Origin of the sequence: Rheinheimera sp., assembly GCF_037442525.1 — a bacterium.
GTDB lineage: Bacteria > Pseudomonadota > Gammaproteobacteria > Enterobacterales > Alteromonadaceae > Pararheinheimera.
This window is the reverse complement of record NZ_JBBIQD010000002.1, coordinates 399,098-415,043: the sequence shown is the minus strand read 5'-3', so window position 1 is coordinate 415,043 and position 15,946 is coordinate 399,098. Positions and strand designations below refer to the sequence as shown.

The window sequence follows — 15,946 nt, the reverse complement described above, 5'->3', positions numbered from 1 at the left end:
AACAACATAAAACCACAATAACGAAAGTCCAACAGCAGCGGGGAACCTATGGACAGCATCAAACTACGCTTAAGCAGCATGATGTTTTTGCAGTTTTTTATCTGGGGGGGCTGGTTTGTCACCTTGGGCACGTTTTTAAGTCAGAACCTGTCGGCCACAGGCGCCCAAATGGGCGCGGCCTTTTCGACCCAATCCTGGGGCGCCATTATTGCGCCGTTTTTTGTCGGCCTGATTGCTGACCGTTTTTTTAATGCCGAACGTCTGCTTGGCCTGCTGCACTTAGCGGGTGCCGTGCTGATGTTCCTGATGTATCAGTCCGGCGACTTCGGCAGTTTTTATCCGCTGGTACTGGCTTATATGCTGGTGTACATGCCAACACTGGCGTTGGTGAACTCGGTGTCCTTCGGCCAGCTGAAACAACCGGACCTGGAATTTGGCAAAATCCGCGTCTGGGGCACAGTGGGCTGGATTGCGGCCGGTCTGGTGATCAGCTACCTGTTTGGCTGGGATTCGCAGCAGGGCATTGCGGATGGCCTGCTGAAAAACACCTTCTTAATGTGCGCCATTGCCTCGGCGGTGTTGGGCCTGTACAGCTTTACCTTACCTGCCACACCACCGGCTGGTCGGGGTCAGCAAATGAAATTGGGTGAGTTGCTGGGACTGGATGCGCTGGCACTGCTCAAAAACAAAAACTTCTTTTTGTTCTTTATCGCCTCAGTGCTGATTTGTATTCCGCTGGCCTTTTATTACCAGAATGCCAACCCCTTCCTGACCGGCATTGGGGTGGAAAATGCCACTGGTAAAATGACCCTGGGTCAGGCCTCTGAAGTACTGTTTATGCTGGCGTTGCCACTGTTCTTAAATCGCTTTGGCATTCGCTGGACCTTATTGCTCGGCATGGCGGCCTGGGTGCTGCGTTATGTGCTGTTTGCCTATGGCGATGCAGGCACCAGTGTCTGGATGCTGTTACTGGGCATAGCGTTGCACGGCATTTGTTACGACTTCTTCTTTGTCTCTGGCCAGATTTACACCAACAGCAAAGCGGGAGCCGCCATTCGCAGCTCAGCTCAGGGCCTGATCACCTTGGCTACTTACGGTGTAGGTATGTTGATTGGCTTCAGCGTGGCGGGTCAAATCACCGATGCGTACAGCACTGCTGAAGCGACGGACTGGGCCAGTATCTGGTTATTCCCTGCAGGTTTTGCTGCGCTGGTACTGCTGGTATTCGCGCTGGTGTTTAAAAACGAACCGCTGCGTCAGGAGTAAGGCATGAGTCAGCAACAGAGCACCTTGCCGCGGCGGGAGCTGTTAAAACAACTGGCCGCTGGCGCTGTCGGCGTCTCAGTATTGGGCGCGACCGGCTTTTTAAGTTCGGCTTCTGCAAGCCCGAAACCGGCCCCTTTGAAAGGCCAGATCCGGCACTCAGTCAGCCGCTGGACCTATGGCGATTTATCCATCGACGAATTGTGTCTGTTGGTGAAGTCCTTGGGCTTTAACGCCATTGATCTGGTGGGGCCGGACGACTGGCCTGTGCTGAAAAAGCACGGTATCGACAGCTCCATGTGCAATGGCGCTGAGCTGAACCTGACCGACGGCTTTGGGGGCGCTGAGTTTCACCAGGCGCTGATCCCACGTTACCTCAAGCATATCGATTTAGTGGCCGACGCCGGTTACACCAACCTGATTTGCTTTAGTGGCAATCGCCGTGGCATGGATGATGAAACGGCACTGAGCAATGCGGTAAAGGGCTTAAAACAGATATTACCCAAAGCAGAGCAGCGAGGTGTGGTGCTGCAGATGGAGCTGTTTAACAGCAAAGTCGATCACCCCGATTACCTGGCAGACAGCTCAGCCTGGGGCATTGAGCTGTGCAAACGTCTGGGCTCACCGAACTTTAAGCTGCTGTATGACATCTACCATATGCAGATTATGGAAGGCGACATCATCAGCACCATCAAACAGCACCATCAGTACTTTGGTCATTACCATACGGCCGGTGTACCGGGGCGCCATGAAATTGATGGCAGTCAGGAGCTGAATTACGCCGCCATTGCCAGAGCCATCCGGGATTTGCCGTTTGACGGCTATCTGGCGCAGGAATTTATTCCAACAGCCGACAGCAAAGCCGGACGGGCGGCCGCGCTGGCGCAGGCGATTCAGATTTGTGACGTCTGAACACTGAACAGATAAGCGCAGGGCAGTAAGGCTGCCCTAACTAACTTATAACGAGAACAGGGCATTATACCCAAGTCACTTGAAGATGCGGGAAGGCGGCAAGCCAGTGAGACCCCAGGAGCATAGTCAATGGATGTGACTGGGGCGAAATGGCGCAGTCAACAAAGTCGCAGCTTCAAGGACGAGGGGTATAAGCCCGCCCATCACAGGGGACAACAGATGACCACAGCAACCAACCATTACGATGCCATAGTAGTAGGCTCAGGCATCAGTGGCGGCTGGGCAGCCAAAGAGCTGACCGAAAAAGGCCTGAAAGTACTGCTGCTTGAACGCGGCCGGCCTATCGAGCATATCAAGGACTACCCAAACGCTTTTAAAGAAGCCTGGGACTATCCGCACCGTGACAGACCGACCAATCAGATGAAAAAAGATTACCCGGTGCTGTCGCGGGACTACCCATTAAACGAAAGTACCTTTGGCATGTGGGCCAATGAGCAGGAATCGCCTTACACCGAAGTGAAGCGCTACGACTGGTTCCGCGGTTACCATTTGGGCGGGCGTTCTTTGTTATGGGGCCGTCAGAGCTACCGTTTTAACGAGTTGGATTTTGAAGCCAACCTCAAAGACGGCATTGCGGTCGACTGGCCAATCCGTTATCAGGATTTAGCGCCCTGGTACGATTATGCTGAGCGTTTTGCCGGTATTGCTGGCGTGCGGGACGGCCTGGATGTATTACCAGATGGCCAGTATTTACCGCCTGTGCCGCTGAATATTGTGGAAAAAACGGTAGCCGAACGGCTGAAAAAGCAATTTGGCGGCAGCCGCCATATGATCCATGGCCGCTGCGCCAACATTACGCAGCCGAAGCCGGAACAAAACCGGGTCGGCTGTCAGTACCGCAACAAGTGTTGGTTAGGCTGCCCTTTTGGTGGTTACTTCAGTACCCAGTCGGCGACTTTGCCGGTGGCGATGAAAACCGGCAATTTAACAGTGCGGCCATTTTCTATTGTCACTCAGGTGCTGTACGACAAAAACACGAAAAAGGCCCGTGGCGTTGAGGTGCTGGACAGCGAAACCAATCAGACCTACGAGTTCACCAGCAAAATTGTGTTCCTCAATGCGTCGTCCTTTAACTCCACCTGGATCCTGATGAACTCCGCTACCGACATCTGGCAAGGCGGCCTGGGCAGCAGCAGCGGCGAGTTAGGCCATAACGTGATGGACCATCATTTAGGGGTGGGCGCTTTTGGTGAAGTGGAAGGCTTTGACGACAAATACTATTTTGGCCGTCGTCCGTCAGGCTTCTATATTCCGCGTTTCCGTAACTGGGGTGGCGATAAGCGCGATTACCTGCGTGGTTTTGGTTACCAGGGCGCGGCCAGTCGTCAGGGCTGGAGCCGCAATGTGGCGGAGCTCAGCATAGGGGCGGACTTGAAAGACGCCTTAACTCAGCCTGGTCCATGGGGTATAGGTATGGGCGGCTTTGGTGAAATTCTGCCGGATCACAGCAACCGTATTTTCCTCGACAAAAACCGCAAGGATAAATGGGGATTACCTGTGCTGGCGATGGACGTTGAACTCAAAGCCAATGAGCTGAAAATGCGTGAAGACATGAAACAGGATGCCATCGACATTCTGGAAGCGGCAGGCGTGAAAAATGTGCAGGGCTATGCCGGCGACTATGGCCCGGGTATGGGCATTCACGAGATGGGCACAGCCCGGATGGGCCGTGACCCGAAAACCTCGGTGCTGAATGGCTACAACCAGGTCTGGGATGCGCCCAATGTCTTTGTTACAGACGGCGCCTGTATGACCTCAGCCTCCTGCGTCAACCCGTCGCTGACCTACATGGCGCTGACGGCCCGGGCCGCCAATTACGCGGTTGAACAGCTGAAAAAAGGGGAGCTGTGATATGGACAGACGTGACTTATTAAAGATGATCGCGGCGGCTACAGGTATGGCCATGGTGGGTGGCGATTTATGGGCGGCAGGCCAGAAATCACCGGATGCGGGCAAAACCCTGTATACCGCCGACGATGTCGCCATACTGGATGAAATTGCTGAAACTATTTTGCCGCAGACCAGCAGCCCAGGTGGTAAAGCCGCCGCCTGTGGAGCCATGATGGCGGTGCTGGTGAATGACTGCTATAGCCTGGAGCATCAGACCTTATTTTTTGCCGGTTTAAAGCAAATCAAAAGCCTGAGCAAACAGCAGTTTAAGCAGGACTTTATGGCGCTCAAAGCTGAGCAAAAGCTACAACTGCTCAGCAAGCTGGATGCAGACGCCAAACAAGGTGGCACCAGTGGGCTGGAAGGCAGCAGTTCGCTGGCCAGCTCCAAATCCGCTGAGCGCAAAGGCGAGCTGCATTATTTCACCTTACTCAAACAGCTGAGTTTATTTACCTTCTTCACCTCTCAGCTGGGCGGCACCGAAGCTCTGCGTTATGTGGCCGTGCCTGGAAAATACGACGGTGATCTTCCCTATAAAAAAGGCGATAAGGCCTGGGCGACCTGAGGACTATGACCATGAAAAAGTTAATGTGGCTGTTGGCTGCACTGCCAGCTGGGGTGGCTCTGGCGGCTGATAAGCAACTGACCGAACAGGAAATGCATCAACTGGCGGCTAAGACAGAAGTCTGGCAACCAGTACCGGCTCTGGTCAGTGCCCCGCAAGGTGCTGTGCCATCCGACGCCATTGCGCTCTTGGGTGCCGATTTAAGTCAGTGGCAGTCGGTTAAAGGGGGGAGGGCTGACTGGTCGTTGAAAGACGGTGTATTGCAGGTCAAACCCGGCACAGGTGATATCCAAACCAAACAGAGCTTCTGTGATATTCAGCTGCATCTGGAGTGGAAAGCTGACAGCGACCGCATGGATAAAGAAGGGCAGCTGCGTAATAACAGCGGTATTTTCCTGCAAAGTATGTATGAAATTCAGGTGCTGGATTCGTACAACAACCCGACTTACCCCAATGGTCAGGCAGGTTCTGTCTACAAGCAGAGCATTCCGCTGGTCAATGCCACCCGACCTACAGGCCAGTGGCAGCAGTACGATATTATCTACAAAGCGCCCCGTTTTGATGGAGAGAAACGGCTGAGTCCTGGCTATGTAACAGTGCTGCACAATGGTGTGCTGGTGCAAAACCACACGGAAATTACCGGCACCACCGAATGGATTGGTCCGCCACAAGTGAAAGCCCATGGTTGTCTGCCGCTGAAGCTGCAGGACCACGGCGATGCGGTCAGCTTTCGCAATATCTGGCTGCGTAAGCTGGATTAAAGTGGCGCAGAATGCCCGTCAGTTAACCCAGCTGGCCTTGCCAACTCATAAACAGAGAAGCAGTTTTTGTATAAAAACTGCTTCTCTGAGTGTTCATTACAGTGTCGGATAATCGGTATAACCTTCTGCGCCCTTAGCGTAAAACAGTTCTTTACGCGGCGGGTTCAGTGGGGCATCCAGTTCCAGACGCTTTGGCAGATCCGGGTTCGCAATAAAAGGCACGCCAAAGGCAATGGCATCGGCTTTTCCTGCGGCAATCCATTGATTCGCCGTTTCTTTACTGAAGCCTTCATTGGCAATCACAGCACCGCCAAAAGCCTGCTTCAAGGCCGGAGTCAGGCTGTCACCGGCCGCATGCTCACGGGTCGAGAGAAAGGCTATACCCCGCTTACCCAACTGCTGAGCCACATAACCAAAGGTATCCGCTGGTGTCGAGTCAGCCATATCGTGCGCATCCATCCGGGGCGCCAGATGCACGGCCACCCGGTCTTTGCCCCAGACGTCTATGCAGGCATCCACCACTTCCAGCAATAAGCGGGCACGGTTTTCAATTGAACCACCGTACTGATCGTCTCGCTTATTGGTGGAATCCTGCAGGAACTGGTCAAGCAGGTAGCCATTGGCAGCATGCACATGCACACCATCAAAACCTGCAGCTTTGGCATTTACCGCCCCCTGTTTAAAGTCTGCAACCACCTGCTGAATTTCGTCCAGCGTTAAAGCGCGTGGGGTGACAAAGTCTTTGATGGGCCGCACCAGGCTGACATGGCCTGCCGGTTGAATGGCACTGGGCGCCACCGGCAGTTCACCATTTAAATACAGCGGGTCTGAAATGCGGCCCACATGCCACAGCTGTAAAAAGATCAGGCTGTGATTGGCATGCACGGCATCAGTCACCTGCTTCCAGCCCTGGGTTTGTTCAGCGGACCAGATGCCCGGCGTGTCCGGGTAACCCACACCCATTGGGGTGACCGAGGTCGCTTCGGTCAGGATCAGACCTGCGGAGGAACGCTGCGCATAATACTCAGCCATCAGTGCATTGGGCACCCGGCCTGCGCTCGCCCGGCAGCGGGTTAAAGGCGCCATCACAATACGGTTTTTCAGGGTTAAATCGCCTAACTGGAGAGGGTCAAATAAAGTGGTCATACAAAACTCCGTTATAAATCCTGCGACAGGTGCGCAAGCAATTGCTGAATTTGTGCGTCGTTACGGCAGAAAAAATGCCATTGGCCGACTTTTTTACTGTGAACCAGGCCCGCCCGTTGCAGCGTGGCCAGATGGGCCGACACTGTGGACTGCGACAAGCCGGTCTTGCGTTCAATTTTCCCGGCACAAACCCCCAGCGACAGCGGGGGTTCCTGATCGGCAAAATACAGCTCTGGCTGCTTTAACCAATGCAGAATGTCCCGCCGCACCGGATGGGATAAGGCTTTTAACATCTCATCCAGAGTGACAGTGCTCATGAGTTGTCCATTTGTTTATATCGCGATATAACGATATATGCATCGCTCAGATCCGATATTCAAGGTCCGGACTGATATTTTTTACTGACAGGTATAAATTTGGTTACAGCCGCAGCCATTTCTATTTGTTCAGGTCTTGGTTAAGCTGAAGTTCTGAACAATCAACAGCCTGAGTTATGTGGAAACAAGGACTATGTTTGTGTCTGGCGCTAAGTTGTCTGACTGTGCAGGCAACAGAGGTGCATCTGGAATTAGACAATGGCGACAGGCTAAGCGGCAGACTGGTCCGCTACAGTGACAGCGAATTGGTGCTAGCGACCAGCTACGCAGGTGAGCTGATGATCCTGCGGCAGCATATCAAAAGCAGTCACCCTGAGCTGACGACTGTGCAGCCTGACTTCACTGACACCAGCGCACCGGCTGCCACCGTGGGATCGGAACTTAGCCAGCCTGGCGATATTGAACATCAACACCGGGTGGATTTGTCTGCATCCAGCCGCCGCAATGAAAATAGCCTGGATGCGTTAGGTTTTGCTTCTTCTTCAGAACTTCGCTGGCAGCAGCTGCGTGCCAATCTGGACAGCAAGTACGATTACGAAACCAGCAATGATGCTGAAAAAGTTCATAAGTACAGCCTGACCCCTGGTCTTGATTACTTTTTTGCAGAGGCTTTGTTTTGGCGTACTAAAGCTGATTATGGTTACAACTACCTTGCCACTGACTATAAAAACCTCGATTTGAGTTCAGGTCTGGGCTACAGCTTTGTCGATACAGACGATGCCAGGGCCGAACTTATTCTGCTGCTGGGCTTTAAACGCAGCAGCTTTCGCGATCAGGCACTGCTGGAGTTATTGCTGGACGGCGACCATTCGGTGGAGATGAAATTCAGTCAATTGGAGTGGGACCTGCGTTATCGCTGGGCTGATACTGCGCTGGAGTGGTACAGCGAAGGCTATTTGCTGAAACATCTGAATCAACCAGTCCGCTTTTTGTATTTTGGTGGTGAAATCAATGCCAGCACTGGGGTTCGTTATCATCTGACTGACAGTGTCAGACTGAGTTACAGCTGGGTACTGGACTGGAGCCGCATTGATTTTCGTTTTGCTGGAGTGCCGGATTTGAATCTTGACAGCAGAGACCTCAGTCAGAAAATCAGCCTCGGCGCCCGCTTCTGAATCGCGAAGACACAGCGCTATAAAAAAGCCCCGTCACGGGGCTTTTTACTGGTTGGGAAGGGGGGTACTTACAGCGAAATGTTGGTTGCGCTGCTGCACTTGGTGGTGCTGCCGGCGTCACACACTTTGTAGCTGTAGCTGCCGCGTGCCAGCGGGCCGTCACGGTGGGCGCCATCGTTGGCTGTGGTCATTACTTTCACGCTGTTGCGGTAGATATCCACGTTACTGGTGGTGGCGTTGCCCCAGCTCAGGTCGACATAGTTGGAGCCTTTGCTCTTTACCGCTTTCAGGCTCAGGCTGATCGCTGTGCCTGTACCACCGCCGCTACCGGCACAGCCGTTAGTCTGCAGGTACTGATGGGCGGCTGCAGCTTTGACAATACCGTAACCGAAGTACACATCTTTACCTGCGGCACCAGCATCTTGAGCCGTGGCTTTTAACGCACTGCGGATTTGGCTACCGGTACAACCTGGGTTGTTTGACCAGACCAGTGCAGCCACACCAGCCACAGCCGGAGTCGCCATTGAGGTACCGCTCATCAGGCCGTAATCACTGGCACCAATATGCACAGTGGCTGTGGTGGCGGCCAATAAGGCGCTGCGGTCTTCATAAGCTGCACCTACCGCCGGGATTGAGGTGGTGTTGGTGCTGGCGTCACCTAAAGTACCGTACAGCATGCCTGCGGTGTTGTTGATGATCACTGCACCGACGCCGCCTGAGTTCTGACAGTTTTTCACTTTGTCGTGGAAGGAAATCACGCCACGGTCAATCATACAGATTTTACCTGCTGCACCGCTGTTGGTGCTCTCCGCTGTGCCCATAAAGAAGGTCGCTGCACTGGCGGAGCCAGTGTTTTCCATTGAAGAGGACGCAAAAGCGGCGCCATTGGCGGTCAGGCTGGCATTGGTGGCTTCACCGGCTGGGTAGGTTGATAAGGTATCAACACCACCAGCTGTGGCTTCCACACAGATGGTTTCGTCGGTTTTGCCTTGCAAGGTACAGCTTGGGTACTGAGAGAAATCGGCAATATTGTTATTGGCGTCATTGGCGCCAATCATCATCACAGAAGGGTAACCGGCAGGGTACGAGCGCACGTTGTTACCGTCGTTACCCGCTGCCGCCAGCACCAAACCACCGGCATCAGTAAAGCTCTTAAATGCGTTGGATTCTGTGGTGTTGGCACCGCCACCACCCAGACTCATGCTGATGATATTGGCACCTGCTGTGCGGCATTTTTGAGCGGCATAGGCCAGATCGGACGAGTAACCCCAACCTTCAGCGTTGAATACTTTGATGATATGCATGGGCACACCTGGTGCCATACCGACCACACCGTAGCCGTTGTCAGCTGCCCCTATAGTACCAGCGACGTGGGTCCCGTGGGGGCCACCCGCCTGATACCAGTTACCTGTGCCAGCATCGTTGTCACCTGTGATGCTGCCCCATTCAAAGTCGCTGTTGGACTGGTCCAGGCCCGAGTCGATCACACAGACCTTAATGCCTGCACCTGACTGAAATTGCAGCTGATTGGCCTGAGACTGGTAGACCGCATAAGGGGTGATTTGCTGCTGCATCGGGTTGCCAGCGTCATCATTAAATAAGGCCATTGGCTTACGGACTAAGTCTTCTTCCACCAACTGGATGTGTGGGTTTTTCAGTACGCCTTTAATTTCGTCCAGCGATTTGCCTGGAAATTGCGCTGCAATAAAGCCGTCTGCATCCACTTTGATTTCACCACCAGACTGTTTGGCCAGAGCAGTGATTAAACCTTTGTTAACATTGTCAACCTGAATGATTACCCGGTCTGACGCTGTTGCTGCACCGCAAGCGCCTAAAGCGAGAATTGTTGCCAGAGATAATTTGTTCAACTTATTGATTTTCATTTATTTACTTCCGTTGTTTTTTGTGTTGTGACACTATCTTTTATTGTTGTTTGTCGCTGGATTTTGTGTTTCTGCCGTGATTTATGCATTGGGGCAGTGCTGTTTAAATGCCACGAGTACAGCCAGGTTTCAATAAAAATTTTAAAAAATGTTTATTTTTGTAATTTTATGTAACTGCTTTCATGTGTGTTTTTCTTTACAATTTCGGGGGCTGTTGTGACTTTGTGGTTTTGTTTTATGCTGAGGCAACTTTAGTCAGATGGAACAGCGATGGAACTGCAGTCAGTACAACACTTTGTGATAGCCCTGTTACTGGGCGCTTTGGTGGGGCTGGAACGGGAAAAACATAAAAATACTGAGCATCCGCACAGTTTTGCCGGCATCCGCACTTATATTTTGTTTTCGCAAATGGGAGCGGTCAGCGCCTGGCTGGGGATGCAAACCGGCCAGCTGTGGATCTTTGCCTTGGCCCTGTTGGCGGTGACGGCGCTGGTGTTAAGTTCTTATTGGCTGGAGAACAATACTGAACAACGCCGGCTGGGGCTGACCAGTGAACTGGCTGCCATTACGGTCTGTCTGTTAGGGGGGGCTGTGGTGCTGGGGCATGCTGAACTGGCCGTGGCACTGGCGATTTTAACCTCGGCGGTGCTGGCGTTTCGCGAGCCATTGCATGGGTTGGTCGGCAAGCTGGATTCCGATGATCTGTTTGCGATGCTCAAATTACTGATCGCCAGTTTCATTGTATTGCCGCTGCTGCCCAACCAGACCATAGACCCCTGGCAAGCGCTGAATCCCTATAAACTCTGGCTGCTGGTGATCCTGATTTCCGCGCTGTCCTTGGTCGGCTACCTGGCGGTGCGGTCCCTGGGCTCGGTCAAAGGCAGTGCCATCACAGGCCTGACCGGTGGTTTGGTGTCTTCCACTGCAGCCACTTTATCTTTTGCCCGCAGCAGTAAACAACAAAACGATGCTTTGGCGGCCGACCATCTGGCGGGTGGTATTTTATTGGCCTGGGCTGTGATGTTCTTACGGGTGTTGCTGATTTGCTCCGCTTTGTATTTGCCTTTGCTGCAGCTGCTGGGCTGGTCACTGGGGTTTATGGCGCTGCTGTGTGCCACTGCGGCCATGCTGCTGTTCTGGCATGGCAACAGCAGAGTAGCCCCGGTGGCAACTGCCAGGTTACCCCTGCAAAACCCCTTTAGTTTGTGGTCAGCCATTCAGTTTGGAGCTTTGTTTGCCAGCGTTTTGCTGGCGGTGAAGCTGGCTGAGCATTACCTGCCTGGTCAGGGGGTGTTATGGGTATCGGCCCTGGCTGGCCTGACCGATGTGGACGCCATCAGCCTGTCGATGGCCGACTTTGCGTTGCGGCAACAGCAGGTTCTACTGGCGGCACAGGCCATTTTATTGGCCTGTGTAAGCAATACCCTGGTTAAAACCGCCATGGTGCTGGTCTCCGGCAGCCGTGCGCTGGCGGTTAAAATTGTGGCCTTAACTGCTCTGTTGGTGGTGATGGCTGGGCTGAGCTTTCAGTTTGTCTTAAGCTGAACCTGGTTAGACTGTTAAAAACACAAAGGATGAAATGCAATGAATAGTCAGGGTCATAGGTACAGTTCGGTTGTTATTGGTTTGCATTGGCTCAGTCTGCTACTGATGGTGCTGGTGTATCTGTCGATGGAAAGCCGCACTTTATTTGAACGGGGCAGTGAATCCCGGGACTTGGTCAAAGCTCTGCATTACAGCCTGGCGCTGACTTTATTGCTGCTGACCGGTTTTCGCATACTGGCGCGGTTGCTGGACAAAGCTCCGGCTATTGTGCCTGGCCCGACTATGCTGGCACAGCGTCTGGCTGGCCTCGGCCACTTGCTGATTTATGGCTGGATGCTGGGTATGACTGTATTGGGTTACCTGGTGCTGAGCCTGGAAGGTCATGACTTTCAGTTCTGGGGTCTGTCGGTTCCGCTCTTGACGGGCGAGGACAGCGATTTAGCCCATCAACTGGAAGACCTGCATAAGCTGGGCGCTACCCTGGGCTACTACCTGATTGGTGGCCATGCGCTGATGGCGCTGTGGCACCATTATGGCCGCAAAGACAACACCTTGTACCGCATGTTACCTCTGGGTAGGTTCAAAACCCGTGATTAACTTGAATATGTCGGCAAAAGTCTGTTAACTACGCGCCTTCAACCCCGGAGGCGCCGTGAGCAAAGCCATTACCCCGTCAGAAATTACCTTACCTGCGACAGATCAGGGCTGGGGCACTGTATTGGCATTTTTATGCGCACATTTTCACCGCATCGCTGCGGAGGTGTGGCAGCAGCGTATGCTGGATGGCAAAGTGTATTGGTTCGACAGTGCCGAAGCGATCCGGCCTGACACCCCATTCAGACCCAGCCGTCGGGTCTGTTATTTTCGTGAAGTGGCGGCCGAACCTGTCATTCCGTTTGCGCATCAGTTGCTGTATCGCGACGAGCATATTCTGCTGGCCTGCAAACCCCATTTTTTGCCGGTGATCCCTGGCGGCGACTTTGTCAACGAATGCCTGTTGGAAAGATTGAAACGGGATACAGGCCTGACTGATCTGGTGCCTGTGCACCGGCTGGACAATGAAACCGCAGGGCTGGTGCTGTTTTCCTGTCAGCCCCAAAGCCGTGCTGCGTATTACCAGCTGTTTGCCGAAGGCAAAGTGCAAAAGCAGTATCAGGCCGTAGCCGAATTGCCAGCGCAGTTACAGCAGACACAGCTGCCGCAGCACTGGCGCATTCAGAACCGTATTGAAAAATCCGAGCCGCGTTTTTTAATGCGTCAGTTTGATGGCGAAGTGAATGCCGATTCCAGCCTGCAACTGGTTGACCGTCGCAACTCGGTTGGTTTATTTGAACTCTGCCCCCATACCGGCAAAACCCATCAGCTGCGCCTGCATATGCAGCAGATTGGCTGCCCTATTTTATGGGACAAGTATTACCCAGAGTTGCAGCCGAAACAGCGCGGGAATTTCAGCCAGCCGTTGCAACTGCTGGCCAAAAGTTTAAGTTTTGTTGATCCCATCAGTGGGGCTAAACACCATTTTCAGTCGGAGCGCCAGCTGCAAAGCTGGGCGTCTGGCACAACCTGACGGAGTTCGCATGTCGAAAAAAGTGTATTGCATCGCCCAGTTTCAGCCCAAACCGGGCAAAACGGCCGAATTGTTTAAAGTGCTGCAAAGCCTGGAACCCAACACCCTGCGTGAAGATGGTTGCCTGCAGTACAGAGTGACCCGGCAAATTCAGAGCGATTTTGCGCCAGGTAGCAGTTTTCCTATTGTGTTTAACGAAATCTGGGCCGATCTGCCCAGTTTTGAGGCCCATTGCCAGCGCGCTGAAATTAAAGAGTTTTTCCAGCGGTATTGCCTGGCAGAGGACGGTCTGGCGGCGGACTGGAATGTTTGTGTCTATTCCGACGAACCTGAAGAGTTCGATGCTCCGCAGTTAGGGTATTAAGTTCACGATGAAGAAGTTACCGCATACATATATGAGGCTGGTGATGCCTTTTTTACTCTCACTGTTGATGAGCTGTATTGTGTCTTTGGTGGCCACCATTAAAAGCATTGGCCTGAGCCCGGAACTGCTGCAGACCTGGTTAGGTGCCTGGGGCATCTCCTGGATGGTGGCTTTTCCTGTGGTGCTGGTGGTGTTACCCCTGGTGCGGCGTTTAGCCTTACTGCTGGTCGAGGGCCCACCAAAATAATCGCAGTGACCACAAGTGGCGCTTTTTACGGCTTCATTTGTGGTTCTGTTATCTGAACAGGCGCAGCACAGGCCTTACTTTATCTGTATTAAAAACCAGGCCAGAGTACCCAGCAGCATCAGCAGATAACCAGTGTAGAGCAGGGACAGCAGCGAATTCACGCCCAGCAGAGTCAGCCAAAATGGGGTATTAAAGCCGGTGAATTCCCTGGTTTTTTTGCGCCATAACCAGAATGAGCTGGGGATCAGTAAACAGGCTGAAATAATTTGCAGCAGAAACACCAGCATGACCCCAAAGCCGCCTGTAGGTGAGCTGTCTGTGGTGAGCCCATCTGAAAATGATGCGTAATAGCCAAAAGCAAGCAGGCTGAATAACAGCCCGATAATCTGAACGGGTTTCATAACCATCCTTGAGTGGTCACCAGTCGCCGGCTACAGTTCTTGAGTATCAGTGAGAAACAATTTGAACAAATGTCTGAGTTGGCTCGTTATATTTATGAGAAGAAATATGGTGTAGAACTCTCTGATCTGAGTGCTTTTTTAGAGAAATGACCTGTAGATTAAAAGGAATTACTCTTTAAATGTCTTCTTCATATTGTTGGGTGATAATTAATCATAATTATCTGTGGTAGGATAGTAGTTATTCTGATTGTATTTTGATAAGAGTAATTTAATATCTAAGTTTAATAGCCCTTACATTTAGCTAGTAAGGGCTGCGAAGCTAAAATACAATAGTGAAGGTGTTATGGTTCGTATCTATATCTTGTGCAGTATAAGCCATCTGAAGTGGTATTTTTTACTTCTACCCATTCTGCACACACTAACATTCCGTTGTAAGACTTATATCTACCAGTGCCAGCATTCGGGTCTCTGATTATTCCACCGCCACTGCCTAGATTGGCGCAATCTTGCTTTTGTGAGCTAGTAGTTGCTTTACACCATGCGCCTAAACCATAGTTATCTACCGCTTCATAATACAGTTGTGCCATTGCTAAATAAGCTGTCAGTTTCACCAATGATTTCCAGTCATCTGTTTCGCTATTCACACGATTCAGCGATATATTAATCATGTTTCGAAGAAACTCTTCATCACAGAATGATTTAGGGTTGCTTGATGCATAACAATAATCATGAATTTCGCAAGCGCTATGGAATGGCTGCTCTGGAACAATTGCTTGATTCCATCCTGAGCCACAGTACTGCTGACTGCTTGAGTTTAATAAGACAGAAATTGATTTATTGACCGACGTGTAACTGCCTAATGAGCTGGGTAGATTTAACGCAATAGAATCACCAACCCTGTTTAACATTATGTTATTTTCAAGTGCAGGATTGAAATCAATGTAGGCATCTGGGTCATTCGCAATTGAAGTTCTTAACTTATTACCCAGTATATAGAAGAATGCATCTTTTGCTCCCCATAAATCTATGTAGTTATAATCTACAACGTTGCCGCTGGAGTTGTATATAGGTTGAACTTCATAACTTACACCAAAGTCAATAAGTGTTACATATTTAATTGACGCGCCATAAATTTGTGCGCACAGCTGTCTATTGGTAACTCCGCCGCGACAAACGCCAATATCTGCTCTGGTGGTTCTATTGTTGAGCAATTTGACTTCATTTCTGACTTCAATGTCGAGGTGAGAAAAATCGCCCGTAGTCAATAATGCTGCAGATGCTTTTCCTGATAGAAAAGCAGTAAATAAGAATGTTGTCAAAATTAATAATTTTTTCATTTAAGTTCCTTTTCTAAATGAAATTATTTTCATTTTTTGTTTAAATATTAATTGATTTTCGTATGAGGTGCACACCTCCTGATATTATTAATGATATAAAAAATCCAATTAACACTTCAATCATCCAAAATGGAGATAAGAAGCCATTGCTTATCGCTGAAACCAATTCAAATATAATGATGGTTGTAACTGCCGATACCAAAAAATATTGATAAAGACTGTTGGTTTTTCTATAGAAATAAATTGAAATTGATATGTTGATTAACAAAAATATTATTAACCCGATAGCATCATCTTGCATTTAAAGCATCCTTTTGTGTACCAAAAAAGTGCATTTCGATGTTAATGCCTTGGTTTCGTTTTTGTCAACAAAATTCAAAAAGGATGTTTTTTAGTTGTAAATGTGTGGGTTGCGAGGAAAAGCTCATCCTTAGCGGAGGGGGAGAGGTTAGGGTGGGCATGTTTATTTTGTATTTCTCATAAGTCTTTTAGCAAAGCAGCTGCAGGTGACTG

Annotated in this window: 16 protein-coding genes; 11 read left to right on the top strand and 5 right to left on the bottom strand. The window is 51.0% G+C overall.

Annotation, left to right across the window (positions count from 1 at the left end; genetic code table 11):
• Window positions 1-48 precede the first annotated feature (48 nt).
• The 5 genes from WKJ03_RS06125 (at window position 49) to WKJ03_RS06105 (ending at window position 5,451) form a co-directional block, all read left to right on the top strand.
• Window positions 49-1,266, top strand: coding sequence for a nucleoside permease (locus WKJ03_RS06125; protein WP_337841289.1), 1,218 nt, complete (start codon window positions 49-51; stop codon window positions 1,264-1,266).
• Between the two features lie 3 nt (window positions 1,267-1,269).
• A complete protein-coding gene (locus WKJ03_RS06120; RefSeq protein WP_337841288.1) occupies window positions 1,270-2,175 on the top strand; it encodes a TIM barrel protein in 906 nt (301 codons plus the stop codon).
• Between the two features lie 219 nt (window positions 2,176-2,394).
• Window positions 2,395-4,086: a GMC family oxidoreductase gene (locus tag WKJ03_RS06115; protein ID WP_337841287.1), complete on the top strand. Its 1,692-nt coding sequence runs from the start codon at window positions 2,395-2,397 to the stop codon at window positions 4,084-4,086.
• A gap of 1 nt (window position 4,087) precedes the next feature.
• Entirely contained in the window at window positions 4,088-4,690 is a 603-nt protein-coding gene (locus WKJ03_RS06110) for a gluconate 2-dehydrogenase subunit 3 family protein (protein ID WP_337841286.1), read from the top strand.
• 11 nt (window positions 4,691-4,701) lie between these two features.
• Window positions 4,702-5,451 (top strand): DUF1080 domain-containing protein, encoded by a 750-nt coding sequence (locus WKJ03_RS06105; RefSeq protein WP_337841285.1) that lies wholly within the window; start codon window positions 4,702-4,704, stop codon window positions 5,449-5,451.
• A 96-nt stretch (window positions 5,452-5,547) separates the two neighbouring features.
• On the opposite strand, the gene WKJ03_RS06100 is transcribed toward WKJ03_RS06105, so the two are convergent.
• Window positions 5,548-6,597 (bottom strand): alkene reductase, encoded by a 1,050-nt coding sequence (locus WKJ03_RS06100; protein ID WP_337841284.1) that lies wholly within the window; start codon window positions 6,595-6,597, stop codon window positions 5,548-5,550.
• An 11-nt stretch (window positions 6,598-6,608) separates the two neighbouring features.
• On the bottom strand, window positions 6,609-6,914 hold the full coding sequence (locus WKJ03_RS06095; protein WP_337841283.1) for a metalloregulator ArsR/SmtB family transcription factor: 306 nt from the start codon (window positions 6,912-6,914) through the stop codon (window positions 6,609-6,611).
• 197 nt (window positions 6,915-7,111) lie between these two features.
• Here WKJ03_RS06095 and WKJ03_RS06090 point away from each other — a divergent pair, with 197 nt between their 5' ends.
• Window positions 7,112-8,089, top strand: coding sequence for a DUF481 domain-containing protein (locus tag WKJ03_RS06090; protein WP_337841282.1), 978 nt, complete (start codon window positions 7,112-7,114; stop codon window positions 8,087-8,089).
• A gap of 68 nt (window positions 8,090-8,157) precedes the next feature.
• Here the strand turns inward: WKJ03_RS06090 and WKJ03_RS06085 are convergent, their stop codons facing one another.
• A complete protein-coding gene (locus tag WKJ03_RS06085; RefSeq protein ID WP_337841281.1) occupies window positions 8,158-9,972 on the bottom strand; it encodes a S8 family serine peptidase in 1,815 nt (604 codons plus the stop codon).
• Window positions 9,973-10,242: 270 nt separating this feature from the next.
• On the opposite strand from WKJ03_RS06085, the gene WKJ03_RS06080 reads away from it, so the two are divergent.
• The 5 genes from WKJ03_RS06080 to WKJ03_RS06060 are packed head-to-tail and all read left to right on the top strand — an operon-like array spanning window position 10,243 to window position 13,695.
• On the top strand, window positions 10,243-11,517 hold the full coding sequence (locus WKJ03_RS06080; protein WP_337841280.1) for a DUF4010 domain-containing protein: 1,275 nt from the start codon (window positions 10,243-10,245) through the stop codon (window positions 11,515-11,517).
• Window positions 11,518-11,556: 39 nt separating this feature from the next.
• Window positions 11,557-12,114 (top strand): cytochrome b, encoded by a 558-nt coding sequence (locus WKJ03_RS06075; RefSeq protein WP_337841279.1) that lies wholly within the window; start codon window positions 11,557-11,559, stop codon window positions 12,112-12,114.
• Between the two features lie 55 nt (window positions 12,115-12,169).
• On the top strand, window positions 12,170-13,084 hold the full coding sequence (locus tag WKJ03_RS06070; protein ID WP_337841278.1) for a pseudouridine synthase: 915 nt from the start codon (window positions 12,170-12,172) through the stop codon (window positions 13,082-13,084).
• 10 nt (window positions 13,085-13,094) lie between these two features.
• On the top strand, window positions 13,095-13,448 hold the full coding sequence (locus WKJ03_RS06065) for a putative quinol monooxygenase (protein WP_337841277.1): 354 nt from the start codon (window positions 13,095-13,097) through the stop codon (window positions 13,446-13,448).
• A gap of 43 nt (window positions 13,449-13,491) precedes the next feature.
• A complete protein-coding gene (locus WKJ03_RS06060) occupies window positions 13,492-13,695 on the top strand; it encodes a DUF2798 domain-containing protein (protein WP_337841276.1) in 204 nt (67 codons plus the stop codon).
• Between the two features lie 74 nt (window positions 13,696-13,769).
• On the opposite strand, the gene WKJ03_RS06055 is transcribed toward WKJ03_RS06060, so the two are convergent.
• Window positions 13,770-14,096: a hypothetical protein gene (locus tag WKJ03_RS06055; RefSeq protein ID WP_337841275.1), complete on the bottom strand. Its 327-nt coding sequence runs from the start codon at window positions 14,094-14,096 to the stop codon at window positions 13,770-13,772.
• A gap of 341 nt (window positions 14,097-14,437) precedes the next feature.
• Entirely contained in the window at window positions 14,438-15,433 is a 996-nt protein-coding gene (locus WKJ03_RS06050) for a hypothetical protein (protein ID WP_337841274.1), read from the bottom strand.
• Window positions 15,434-15,946 lie beyond the last annotated feature (513 nt).

Coding starts and splice junctions, on each gene's coding strand:
- WKJ03_RS06125 (WP_337841289.1), top strand. CDS start 49: ATGGACAGCATCAAACTACGCTTAAGCAGCATGATGTTTTTGCAGTTT.
- WKJ03_RS06120 (WP_337841288.1), top strand. CDS start 1,270: ATGAGTCAGCAACAGAGCACCTTGCCGCGGCGGGAGCTGTTAAAACAA.
- WKJ03_RS06115 (WP_337841287.1), top strand. CDS start 2,395: ATGACCACAGCAACCAACCATTACGATGCCATAGTAGTAGGCTCAGGC.
- WKJ03_RS06110 (WP_337841286.1), top strand. CDS start 4,088: ATGGACAGACGTGACTTATTAAAGATGATCGCGGCGGCTACAGGTATG.
- WKJ03_RS06105 (WP_337841285.1), top strand. CDS start 4,702: ATGAAAAAGTTAATGTGGCTGTTGGCTGCACTGCCAGCTGGGGTGGCT.
- WKJ03_RS06100 (WP_337841284.1), bottom strand. CDS start 6,597: ATGACCACTTTATTTGACCCTCTCCAGTTAGGCGATTTAACCCTGAAA.
- WKJ03_RS06095 (WP_337841283.1), bottom strand. CDS start 6,914: ATGAGCACTGTCACTCTGGATGAGATGTTAAAAGCCTTATCCCATCCG.
- WKJ03_RS06085 (WP_337841281.1), bottom strand. CDS start 9,972: ATGAAAATCAATAAGTTGAACAAATTATCTCTGGCAACAATTCTCGCT.
- WKJ03_RS06080 (WP_337841280.1), top strand. CDS start 10,243: ATGGAACTGCAGTCAGTACAACACTTTGTGATAGCCCTGTTACTGGGC.
- WKJ03_RS06075 (WP_337841279.1), top strand. CDS start 11,557: ATGAATAGTCAGGGTCATAGGTACAGTTCGGTTGTTATTGGTTTGCAT.
- WKJ03_RS06065 (WP_337841277.1), top strand. CDS start 13,095: ATGTCGAAAAAAGTGTATTGCATCGCCCAGTTTCAGCCCAAACCGGGC.
- WKJ03_RS06060 (WP_337841276.1), top strand. CDS start 13,492: ATGCCTTTTTTACTCTCACTGTTGATGAGCTGTATTGTGTCTTTGGTG.
- WKJ03_RS06055 (WP_337841275.1), bottom strand. CDS start 14,096: ATGAAACCCGTTCAGATTATCGGGCTGTTATTCAGCCTGCTTGCTTTT.
- WKJ03_RS06050 (WP_337841274.1), bottom strand. CDS start 15,433: ATGAAAAAATTATTAATTTTGACAACATTCTTATTTACTGCTTTTCTA.